The organism is Mycobacterium sp. TKK-01-0059 (assembly GCF_000709305.1).
Classification (GTDB): Bacteria; Actinomycetota; Actinomycetes; order Mycobacteriales; family Mycobacteriaceae; genus Mycobacterium; species Mycobacterium intracellulare.
In genome coordinates, this window is sequence record NZ_KL446994.1 from 625,880 (window position 1) to 638,167 (window position 12,288).

1 protein-coding gene (running past one end of the window) is annotated in these 12,288 nt (G+C 72.7%); it reads right to left on the bottom strand.

The window, feature by feature from the left end; genetic code table 11:
• Positions 1–17: 17 nt before the first annotated feature.
• Positions 18–12,288, bottom strand: the 3' portion of a protein-coding gene (locus tag K883_RS22145; RefSeq protein ID WP_036455883.1) for a non-ribosomal peptide synthase/polyketide synthase. The gene runs 18,992 nt beyond the window's last position; only the last 12,271 of its 31,263 coding nucleotides appear in the window; its start codon lies beyond the right edge, outside the window — the gene reads right to left on this strand; the stop codon is at positions 18–20.

Sequence of the window (12,288 nt, forward strand, 5' to 3'; positions counted from 1 at the left end):
TGATCAACGCGCGGTGATCACTGCGATCGCCGCGAGTGTGAGGTGGCTCGCATCGTCGCGCGCAGAAGTTCGCGCAGTTGCTCGCCGTACCTCGCGACACTTTCGGCGGTCAGCATGTCGTGGTGCGTGCAGTCGATCGCGTGCACCGCGATGTCGCCGGACGCGTAGGGCGCCCACGATCGGGACAGCCGCGCGCCGCGATCGCCGTCGTCGCGGGCCGCGGAAAACACGGTGATCTCCCCCTCGAAGCGCCCCGGCTCGTGGCGGCGATAGAGCTCGATGTTGTCGTTGAGGTTGCTCAGCAGTTGCGCGACGAGCGGTTTGCTGCGCGGCCGGCGTTCGTCGGCGTGTCCGTCTTGTTCGCCGGGGCCGATGTTGTTGGCCCGCAACACTTCTTCGAGCACCCGCCGCTCGCCCTGGGCGTGCTCGCCCACGGCCACGCCGCCGTCGAGGCCGGGTTGGGCGTCGAGGAGGATCAGGCGCCCGATCTCGCACCCGCGCCGCTGCAGCTCGATGGCGACCTCGTGGGCCACGACCCCACCGAACGACCAGCCCAGCAGGTTGTAGGGCCCGTCGGGATAGGCGTGCTGGATGCGGTCGGCATAGGTCTGCGCCATCGCCCGGATGGACCGCGGGCCGCCGTCGCCGTTGCGCGGGACCTGCTGGATCCCGATGATCGGGCAGTCGAGGTGGTTTCCGAGCACCTGATACGGCCAGCTCACCCCGCCGGCGGGATGCACGCAGAACAGCGGGACACCGCCGGCCCCCTGCTTGAGGGTCTGCACCGGAACCACCTCGTGCGCGTCCGTCGTGGGCGTGCGCAGTCGCTGACCCAACCCGGCGACCGTGGGCGCGTCGATCAACGTGCGGACCGGGAGATCGGCGCCCAGGCCGGTGTTGATCGCCGCGATGAGGCGCATCGCGGAAATGCTGTCGCCGCCCAGGTCGAAGAACGAGTCGTCGACCCCGACCCGCTCCACGCCGAGCACGCGTGCGAAGGCCGCGGCCAGCGCCTCCTCGAGCGCGTTCGACGGGGCCCGGTACCCGCTGCCGGTGTACTGCACCGCCGGCAGCGCGCGGGTGTCGAGTTTGCCGTTGGGCGTCAGCGGCAGCGCGTCGAGCCCGACCACGGCCGCCGGCACCATGTAGCCCGGCAGCCGTTGTGCCAGCGCGGTGCGCGCCTCGGCTGGGTCGGCGGTTCCGGTGATGTAGCCCACCAGGCGTAAGGCGGCGGGGCGGTCCTCGCGGGCGATCACCACCGCCTGGTCGACGTCATCCAGCGCGGCCAGCGCGGTCTGGACTTCGCCGAGTTCGATGCGGTAGCCGCGGATCTTGACCTGCTCGTCGGCGCGGCCCAGGTACTGCAGCTGCCCGTCGGCCTGCCAGCACACCAGGTCCCCGGTGCGGTACATGCGCTCGCCCGGCTCGCCGAACGGGCACGCCACGAACCGCGACGCGGTCAGCCCGGACCGGCCGACGTATCCCGCGGCCACCCCGTCGCCGGCGACGTACAGCTCCCCCACGACGCCCGCGGCGACGGGACGCAGCCACGCGTCGAGCACGAACAGCGCCGCGCCGTCCACCGGCGAACCGATCGGCGGCGTCCCGGATCCCGCCTGCAGTGGCGCGCTGATCGCCACGCACATCGTCGTCTCGGTCGGGCCGTAGGCGTTGACCATCACCCGGCCCGGCGCCCACCGGTCCACCACCTCGGGAGGGCAGGCCTCCCCGGCCATGACCAGCGACACCGATTCCAGCCCTTCGTGGGACAGCATCGCCACGGCCGACGGGGTCTGGGTCAGCACGCTGACCCGCTCGGCGGCCAGCAGGTCGTGGAAGTCCCGCGGCGAGCGCGCCACCGACTCGGGCACCACCACCAGCCGCCCGCCGCGCAGCAGCGCGCCGAAGATCTCCCACACCGAGACGTCGAACGCGTACGAGTGGCTTTGCGTCCACACGCCGGCTCGCGGCAGGCCCGCATCCAACGGCTCCAGCAGCTGCGTCACGTTGCGATGAGTGATCGCAACGCCTTTGGGAACGCCGGTGGTGCCCGAGGTGTAGATGATGTAGGCGACGCCGTCGGGCGGGGGCGCCGGCAACGGCGTGCCCGCCGCGGTGTCGGTCGGTGCGTCCTCGATGTCGATGACGGTGACGTCGCACCCGTCCAGCCGCGAGCGCAGGCCCGTGGTGGTGACGGCCGCGACCGGCGCGGAATCCTCGAGCATGAATCTGATCCGGGTAGCGGGGGCCGCCGGGTCGATCGGCAGGTAGGCCGCGCCGGTCTTGAGCACCGCCAGGATCGCGACGATCGCCTGCGGCGAGCGCGAAAACAGCAGGGCCACAGCCTGTCCCGGGCCCGCGCCGTGGCCGGTCAGCAGGTGCGCCAGCCGGTTGGCGGCGTCGTCGAGTTCGCGGTACGTCATCGACAGGTCGCCCCAGCTGACCGCCACCGCGTCCGGCGTCCCGGCGACGTGCGCGTCGAACAACGCCGGAATCGACGGGAATTCGAGCGGCGCGCGGGCCAGGACCGTCCGGTTGCCGACCTCGTCGAGGCGCGCGTGTTCGGACGCGTCGAGCAGGTCCACCGACGAGAGCGGCCGGCCCGGGTCGGCGGTCATCGCGACCAGCACCCGCTCGAACCGCTCGCCCAGCGCGCCGATGGTGTGCGCGTCGAAGACGGAGGCGTCGTATTCGACCCGAAGGCCCAGTTGTTCGCCGGACAGCGCGGCCTGCATCGTCAACGGGTAGTGGTTGCGCTCGAACATGTTGACGTCGGTGATGCCCAGCTCGTGGTCGACGGCCATCGCCGAGGTGTCGAGCGGGTAGTTCTCGTAGGCGAACAGGGTGTCGAACAGCTTGTCCTGACCGGTGATTCGGTGGATCTCGCTCAGCGCCAGGTGCTGGTGGTCGAGGGTCTCGGTGTGCGCGCCTTGCAGCTGGGCCAGCAGGTCGGCCGCGGTGGTCGCCGCCGTGATGCGCGCGCGCACCGGGATGGTGTTGATCATCAGGCCCACCATCGCGTCGGCGCCGGGGACGTCGGCGGGCCGGCCCGAGACGGTGGTGCCGAAGGCGACGTCGTGCTGGCCGGTCAGCCACGCCAGTAGCTGCGCCCACGCGGCGTGCAGCACGGTGCTGACGGTGGTGTGGCTGGAGCGGGCCAGCTCGCCGAGCGCGGCCGTGATCCCCGCGGGGACCGCGAACGACTGGACGCCCCGGGCGCCCGGCTCCGGCTGGTGCGGCGGGCCGACCAGCGTCGGGGTGTCGAAGCCGTCGAACACCCCGGCCCAGGCCGCGCGTGCGGCGTCGAGGTCGCGTTCGGCCAGCCAGGCCACGAACCTGCGGTAGGGCGGGGGCGCGGGGAGGCGCTGGCCGGTGTAGCAGGCGAACGTCTCGTTCAGCAGGATCGGGACCGACCAGCCGTCGAGCACGATGTGATGAATGGTGAGCACCAGCCGATGCCGGTCCTGCCCGGTGCGGATCAGCACCGCCCGCACGGCGGGCTCGTCGGCCAGATCGTAGACGGCTTCGCGTTCGGCCGCGCACAGGCGTTGGATCTGCTCCTCGGGTTCGGACCCGTTGGCCGCGACCTCGAGGTAGCGCCAGGCCATCGCCGGGTCGGTGGGGATGATCTGCACCGGCTCGTCGAACCGGTCGCTGAACCGGGCGACGAGGTGCGGGTGCCGGGTGATCACCGCGTGCATCGCGTCGCGCAGCCGGTCGCGGTCGATCGGACCGGCGAGGCTGAGGTCCAGCTGGACCACGTAGAGGTGGTCGTCGGAGCCCCGCGTGGTGGTGGCGTGGAACAGCAGCCCCTCCTGCAACGGGGTCAGCGGCAGGACGTCGGCGACCCGGTGGGTCCGCTCGAGCTGGTCGATCTGCGGCTGGTTCAGCCGGGCCGGCGCGATGTCCGACGGGGTCAGCCCGCCGCCGCCGTCGCGCACGTGCGCGCAGATGCCGGCCAGCGCCTGGAACCACAGCGTGCTCAGCCGGGCCACCTGCTCGCGGTCGAGCGCCGAGGGCGCCCACGTCCAGGTCGCGTGCAGCTGGGGGCCGTCCTCGGTGTCCATGGTGCCGGCGTTGAGGTCCACGGTGTGCATCAGCGGCATGGGCACCGCGGTGCTGGCGGCGGTGGCCGCCGAGCCGTCCCGGCTGATCCGCCACAGCTCATCGGAAAGTTCGGCGGCCGCCCCGCCCAGCCGGCCGAGGTAGTTGAACCCGATCGTCGGGTCGGGGCCGTCCAGGTCGACCTCGTCGTTCAGGTAGCGCAGCAACCCGTAGGTCAGCGGGTCGGGCAGGGCGCGCAGCTGCTCCTTGGCGTCTTTGAGCAGCGCACCCAGGATCGGCGCGCCGGCCACGACGTCCGCCCAGGACAGGCCGCCGACGTTGAGGGCCACCGGGTATTTGGTGGTGAACCAGCCCACGGTGCGGGACAGGTCCACGCCGGCGGCCAGCTCCTCGTCGCGGCCGTGGCCCTCGACGTCGATGCCGATCGGGGCGCCCGCGTTGCCCAGGAATTCCGCCCAGGCCAGCGCGAACCCGACCAGCAGGATGTCGTTGATCCCGGCGTGGAAGGCGGCGGGCGCCTCGCCGAGCAGCGTGCGGGTGGTCTCGACGTCCAGCAGCACCGACAGGTTCTCGGCGGTCTCGTAGGTGTCCAGGCCGGGACGCACGGCCGGCAGCGCGGGCGGGGTCGCCGCGACCCGACGCCAGGCGTCGGCCCGCTCGGCCACCGCGGGCGCGTGCGCGCGCTCGGCCAGCAATGACGCCCAGCGGGCGAACGACGTTCCGCCGGTGGGCAGCGCCACGGGCTGCCCGTGGTGGTGCTGGCCCCAGGCGATGTTGAGGTCTTCCAGCAGGACCCGCCAGGACACCCCGTCGACGGCCAGGTGGTGAACGATCAGCACCAGCCGGCCGGCGGGTGCGACCCACAGCGCGCTGAGCATCACCCCGGCGGCCGGGTTCAACCGGGACCGCGCCTCGACGACCGCCGCGTCGGTCAGTTCGTCCACCGAGAGCACGCGGTGCGCGGCGTCCACCGAGCCCGGCTCGGGCACCTGCAGCGACCACTCGCCGGCGTCGTCGTCCGAATCGCGGTCCACCCGCAGGCGCAGCATGGCGTGCCGGTCCAGCAGGGCCTGCAACACGGTCACCACGTCGGCCTCGGTGACCCCGGCGGGGGCCTGCAGCGCCATCGTCTGGTTGAACTGGTCGACCGGACCGCCCGCACTTTCCACCCCGCGCAGCCAGCGGATGATCGGGGTGGCGGTGATCGCCCCGGTGCCCTCGTCGACCACGCCGTCCTCGCCGTCGGCCGCGACGGCCACCCGGGCCAGCCGGGCCACGGTCTGCTCGGTGAAGATGTCGCGGGTCCGCACCGCCAGGCCCGCGGCCCGGGCCCGGGTCACCACCTGCATCGAGGAAATGCTGTCCCCGCCCAGGTCGAAGAACGAATCGTCGGCCCCGACCCGCTCGACGCCCAGGACCTGGGCATAGATGCCGGCCAGGGTCTCCTCGACCGGGGTCTGAGGGGCGCGATAGCGATCGGCGTCGGTGTATTCCGGTGACGGCAGGGCCCGCGCGTCGAGCTTGCCGTTGGGGGTCAGCGGCAGCGCGTCGAGCGCCACGACCGCCGCCGGGACCATGTAGGCCGGGAGGCGATCGCCCAGCCGGGCGCGCAGCTCGGCCGGGTCCGCTGCGCCGGTGACGTAGCCGACCAAACGCTTATCGCCGGGACGGTCCTCGCGCGCGATGACGACGGCCTGGTCCACCCCGTCGAGGGCGGCCAGCGCCGAACGCACCTCGCCGAGTTCGATGCGGTAGCCGCGGACCTTGACCTGGTCGTCGGCGCGGCCCAGGTACTGCAGCTGCCCGTCGGAGCCCCAGCACACCAGGTCACCGGTCCGGTACATGCGCGATCCGGGCGCCCCGAACGGGCACGCCACGAACCGCGACGCGGTCAGGCCGGACCGCTTCCAGTAGCCGCACGCCACGCCGGCGCCGGCCACATACAGTTCGCCGACGACGCCTTGCGGCACCGGCCGCAGCGACTCGTCCAGCACGAACAGCCCCGCGCCGGGCACCGGCGATCCGATGGGCACGACGCTCGATCCGGCCTTGAGTGGCGCGCTGACCGCCGCGTACACCGTCGCCTCGGTGGGGCCGTAGGCGTTGATCATCGCGCGTCCCGGCGCCCAGGCGTCCACCAGCTCCGTCGGGCAGGCCTCCCCCGCGACCACCAGGGTGGCCGATTCGAGCCCCTCGGGCGACAGCACGCCCGCCGCCGACGGGGTCTGACTGATCACGCTGACCCGTTCGTCGACCAGCAGCGCGTGGAAGTCCCGCGGGGATCGCACCGCCGAGTCGGGGATGACCACGAGCCGCCCGCCGTGCAGCAACGCGCCGAAGATCTCCCAAACCGAGACGTCGAAGGCCAGCGAGTGCCACTGCGACCACACGCCTTCGCGCGGCAGGCCCGAGTCCTGGGCTGCCAGCAGCTGGGCGACGTTACGGTGGCTCACCGCAACGCCTTTGGGCACCCCGGTGGTGCCAGAGGTGTAGATCAGGTAGGCGATGTCGTCCGCGTCCGGCGCCGGCAGCGCCGTGGCCGGCTGGGCGTCGATCGCGGGGTCGTTCACGTCGAGGACGACGACGTGATGCCCGCGCAGCCGCGCGGCGAGCTCGCCGGTGCTGAGCGCGGCCATCGGGGCGGCGTCGGAGAGCATGAACCCGATCCGCTCGGCCGGCAGCCCCGGGTCGATCGGCAGGTACGCGGCGCCGGACTTGAGCACCGCGAGGATCGCGACGATCGCGTCGGCCGATCGGCCGAACAGCAGGGCCACCCGCTCGTCGGGACCCACGCCGAAGCCGGCGAGCCGGTGCGCGAGGCGGTTGGCGGCCTCGTCGAGCTCGCGGTAGGTCCACGAGCGGCCCTCGAAGCTCAGGGCCACCGCGTCGGGGGTGCGCGCCGCCTGCGCGGCGAACAGCGCCGGGATCGAGGCGGCATCGGTCGCCGGTGCGGTGAGCACGGCACGGTTGCCCAGGGCGTCCAGCCGGGCGTGCTCGGCCGCGTCGAGCAGGTCCACCGACGACATCGGGCGGGTGGGGTCGGCGGTCATCGCCGTCAGGACGCGCTCCAGCCGCCGGATCAGCGCCCGGATGCTGTCCGCGTCGAACACGTCGGTGCGGAACTCGACCCGCCCGCCGATCCCGGCGGGCTCGTCGCCGTCGGTCCAGCGTTCGGCCAGCGAGAACACCAGGTCCATGCGGGCCACCTGGGTGTCCAGCGGGATCGAGGTGACCCGCACGTCGCCCAGGGCCAGCCCGGCCCCGGGGTCGCCGTCCTGGCCGGCGAAGTTCTGCCAGGCCAGCATCACCTGCACGAGCGGGTGATGGCTCAGGCTCCGCGCCGGGTTGACCCGCTCGACCAGCACCTCGAAGGGCACGTCTTGGTGCTCGAACGCCTCGAGGCTGCGGGCGCGCACCCGGGCGAGCAGGTCGGTGAAGGAGGGATCGCCGGCCAGGTCGACCCGCAGCACCAGGGTGTTGACGAAGAAGCCGACCAGCTCGTCGAGGGCGGGGTCGCGCCGCCCGGCGATCGGGAAGCCCACCGCCACGTCGGTGCTGGCGCTGATCTTCGACAGCAGCACCGCCAGGGCGGCCTGCACCACCATGAAGCTGGTCGAGTTGTACTCGCGGGCCAGCCCGGCGACCTGCTGCTGCAGGTCCGCCGGCCAGTCGACCTCGACGGCCGCGCCGCGCTGATCGGCGATCTGCGGGTAGGGCCGGTCGGTGGGCAGCTGAAGCCGCTCGGGCATGCCGGCCAGCGCCTCCTGCCAGTAGGCGAGCTGCTCGGCGATGCGGCTGCCGCTGTCGGCCAGCTCGCCGAACTGGTCGCGCTGCCACAGGGTGTAGTCGACGTATTGCACCGGCAGCGGCTCCCAGTCGGGGGCCCGCCCGGCGGACCGGCTGGCGTACGCCATGCCCAGGTCGCGCACCAGCGGTCGCAGCGACCAGCCGTCCGCGGCGATGTGGTGGACCACGGCGACCAGCACGTGTTCGTCCTCGGCGACGCGGAAAAGCGAAGCGCGCAGCGGGATTTGGGTCGCCAGGTCGAAGGTTTCGGCGGCGGCGATGTCGATGGCCTCGCGCAGCCGGCCGGCCGACCACCCGCGGGCGTCGACCATCCGCCAGCTCAGATCGGCCCGCTCGGCGGGGAGCACCACCTGCTGGGGTGTTCCCTGCGGCGCGGCGAACACGGTCCGCAGGCTCTCGTGGCGGGCCACCACGTCGGCCAGCGCGGCGCCGAGCGCGTGCGCGTCGAGCCGCCCGTGCATCCGCAGCGCCGCGGCCATGTTGTAGACGGGGGACGGTCCCTGCAGCTGGTCGAGGAACCACAGCCGGCTCTGGGCGAACGACAGCGGGATCACCGCCGGCCGGGCGCCCGCCACCAGCGGGTCCAGCCGGCCCGTGTCCTCCCCGATGCGCGGCGCCAACTGGGCGACGGTGGGCGCCTCGAAGATGACGCGCACCGGAACGCCGGTGTCCATGGCGCTGTTGATCGCCGCGATGACGCGCATCGCCGAGATGCTGTCGCCGCCGAGGTCGAAGAAGGAGTCGTCGACCCCGACCCGCTCGACGCCGAGCACGTGGGCGTAGATGCCGGCCAGGATCTCCTCGGTGGGGGTGGTCGGCGAGCGATACCCGGCGGCGGAGTATTCGGGCGCCGGCAGGGCGCGGGTGTCGAGCTTGCCGTTGACGGTCATGGGCAGCGCGTCGAGCGCCACCACCGCCACCGGAACCATGTAGGCCGGCAACCGCTCGGCCAGCTCGGCGCGGGCGCCGGCCGGGTCGGCGGGTCCGGTGATGTAGCCGACGAGGCGCTTGTCACCGGGGCGGTCCTCGCGGGCGACGACGACGGCCTGGTCCACCCCGTCGAGCGCGGCCAGCGCCGAGCGCACCTCGCCGACCTCGATGCGGTAGCCGCGGATCTTGACCTGCTCGTCGGCGCGGCCGAGGTACTGCAGCTGGCCGTCCGTGCCCCAGCGCACCAGGTCGCCGGTGCGGTACATGCGGGAACCCGGCTCGCCGAACGGGCACGCCACGAACCGCGACGCGGTCAGCCCGGACCGCTTCCAGTAGCCGTAGCCCACGCCGCGGCCGGCCACGTACAGCTCGCCGACCACGCCGGCCGGTACCGGGCGCAGCCACCCGTCGAGCACGAACAACCCGGCCCCGGGGACGGGCGAGCCGATCGGGGGCGCACCCGAACCCGCGCTCAACGGCGCGCTCGTCGAGGAGAAGATCGTGGCCTCGGTCGGGCCGTAGACGTTGACCATCACCCGCCCGGGCGCCCAGCGGTCCACCAGTTCCGGCGGGCAGGGCTCCGCGCCGATCACCAGCGCCGCGGCATCCAGTCCCTGCGGCGAGAGCATCCGCACCGCCGACGGGGTTTGGCTCAAGACGGTGACCTTCTCGGCGACCAGCAGGGCGTGGAAGTCCATCGGCGAGCGGGCCACCGAATCGGAGACCACGACGAGGCGCCCGCCGTGCAGCAACGCACCCCAGATCTCCCACACCGAGAAGTCGAAGGCATACGAATGGAACTGCGTCCACACCTGGTCGGCCGACAACTCGACGCCGACGGCCTGCGCGTCGAACAGCCGGGTCACGTTGTGGTGGCTCACCGCAACGCCTTTGGGCACGCCGGTGGTGCCGGAGGTGTAGATGATGTGGGCGACGTGTTCGGGTGCCGGCGCCGGCAGCGCCGTGGCGGGCTGGCGGGCCACGGCGCGGTCGTGGATGTCGATGACCATCAGGTGGTGGGCGTCGAGCTTGTCGGCGAGCGCGGCGACGGTGAGTGCGGCCATGGGCGCGGTGTCGCCGAGCATGAACTCGATGCGGGCCGCCGGCAGGGCAGGGTCGATCGGCAGGTAGGCCGCGCCGGTCTTCAGCACCGCCAGGATGGCCACAATCGCGTCGGCCGACTTTCCGAACAGCAGCGCCACGGACTCGCCGGGGCCCACCCCGCGGTCGATCAGCAAGTGCGCCAACCGGTTCGAGCCCTCGTCGAGCTCGCGGTAGGTCATGGACCGGCCCTCGCAGGTCACCGCCGGCGCGTGCGGGGTGCGCGCCGCCTGGGCGGTGAACAACTCCGGGATGGACGCCGGCGTGCCGGGCTGGGTCAGGATGGCCCGGCCGCCCCACGCGTCCAGCCGGTCGTGTTCGGCGGGCTCGAGCAGGTCGATCGACGACAGCCGCCGCGCGGGGTCGGCGGTCATGACGGCCAGCACCCGCCGCAATCGTTCGATCAGCGTCGCGATCCGTGCCGCGTCGAAAACGTCTGTGTCGTATTCGACTTGGAGGCGCATCTCGCGACCGGGCTGGGCCTGCACCGTCAGCGGGTAGTGGGTGGATTCGCGGCTGCTGATGTCGGTGACGGCGAGTTCGTGGTTGCCCGACAGCGCGCTGGCGTCGATCGGGTAGTTCTCGTAGGCGAACAGGGTGTCGAACAGCGCGTCCTGCCCGGTGATGCGGTGAATCTCGTTGAGCGCCAGGTGCTGGTGGTCGAGCGTGTGGTTGTACGCGCCCTGCAGCTGGTCGAGCAGGTCGGCGGTGGTGGTGGCGGCGGTGATGTTCGCCCGCACCGGCACGGTGTTGATCAGCAGGCCCACCATGGTGTCCGCGCCGGCGATTTCGGCGGGGCGGCCCGACACCGTGGTGCCGAACACGACGTCGCGTTGGCCGGTCAGCCCGCACAGCAGTTGCGCGTAGGCGGCCTGCAGCACGGTGTTGACGGTGGTGTGGCACGAACGCGCCAGGTCGGCGACGGCCTGGGTGAGGTCGGCGGGCAGCGCGAATGATTCGACGCTTTGCCGGCCGAGCTCCGTCCGGTCCTGGGGCCCGACCAGGGTGGGGGTGTCGAAGCCGGCGAACACCTCGCCCCAGGCCGCCCGGGCGGCGTCGAGGTCGCGGTCGGCCAGCCAGCTGACGAAGCTTCGGTAGGGCGCCGCCGCCGGCAGCCGCTGCCCGTAGTAGGCGGCGAAGATCTCGCCGAGCAGGATCGGCATCGACCAGCCGTCGAGCACGATGTGGTGGTTGGTCAGCACCAGCCGGTAGCGCTCGGATGCGGTGCGTACCAACGCCACCCGGAACCCGGGCTGCTCGGCGAGGTCGCCGCAGACGGCCGCGCGTTCGGCGGCGCACAGGCGCTCGATCGCGTCGGTGTCGGTGCCATCCAGCTCGAGGTACCGCCAGGCCGGCGCGGGGTCGGCCGGGATGATCTGGACCGGCTCGTCGTACCGGTCGCAGAAGCGGGCCACCAGGTTCGGATGCCGGCTCACGACCGTGTGCACGGCGTCGCGCAGGCGGTTCGGGTCGAGCGGGCCGGCGATGCTGATGTTCAGCTGTCCCGCGTACAGGTCGTCGGTCGCCGGCGCGGTGTTGGCGTGGAACAGCAGACCCTGCTGAACCGGGGTCAACGCCAGCACGTCGGCGATACGGTGTTGGCGCGCAAGCTGATCGAGCTGCTGCTGGCTCAGCCGCGCGGGCGCGATGTCCGACGGCGTCAATCCGCCGCCGCCGGAGCGCACGTGGGCGCAGATGCCGGCGAGCGCCGCGAACCACAACCGGCCCAGCCGGGCGACCTGTTCGTCGTCGAGCGCCGACGGCGCCCAGGTCCAGTTGGCGTGCAGGCGTGGGCCGTCCGCGGAGTCGACGGTGGCCGCGTTGAGTTCGAGGGTGTGCATCAACGGCATGGCTGTCGACGCGGCGGCGCGGGTGACCGACCAGCCGTCCGGCACGGGCCGCCACATGTCGGCGGTGAGCTCACCCGAGCCGCCCTGGCGCCCCAGGTAGTTGAACCCGATCGGCGGTTCGGGGCCGTCCAGGTCGATCTCGGGGTTGAGGTAGCGCAGCAGCCCGTAGGTCAGCGGGTCAGGCAGCGCCCGGAGCTGTTCCTTGGCATCTTTGAGCGCCGCGCCCAGCGCTGTCCCGCCGGCGACGACCTGCGCCCAGGAGACACCGCGCACGCTCAGCGCCGTCGGGTATTTGGTGGTGAACCACCCCACGGTCTGGGACAGGTCGATGTCGCGGCCCAGTTCCTCGTGCCGGCCGTGCCCCTCGACCTCGATGCCGATGGGCGCGCGGCCGCCGCTGAACTCCGCGCACGCCAACGCGAACGCGATCAGCAGGATGTCCTGCACGCCGGCGTGGAACGCCGACGGCACCTCGCCGAGCAGCGCGCCGGTGGTCTCGGGGTCCAGCTCCATGAAGAGGTGTCCGGCCGTGGCG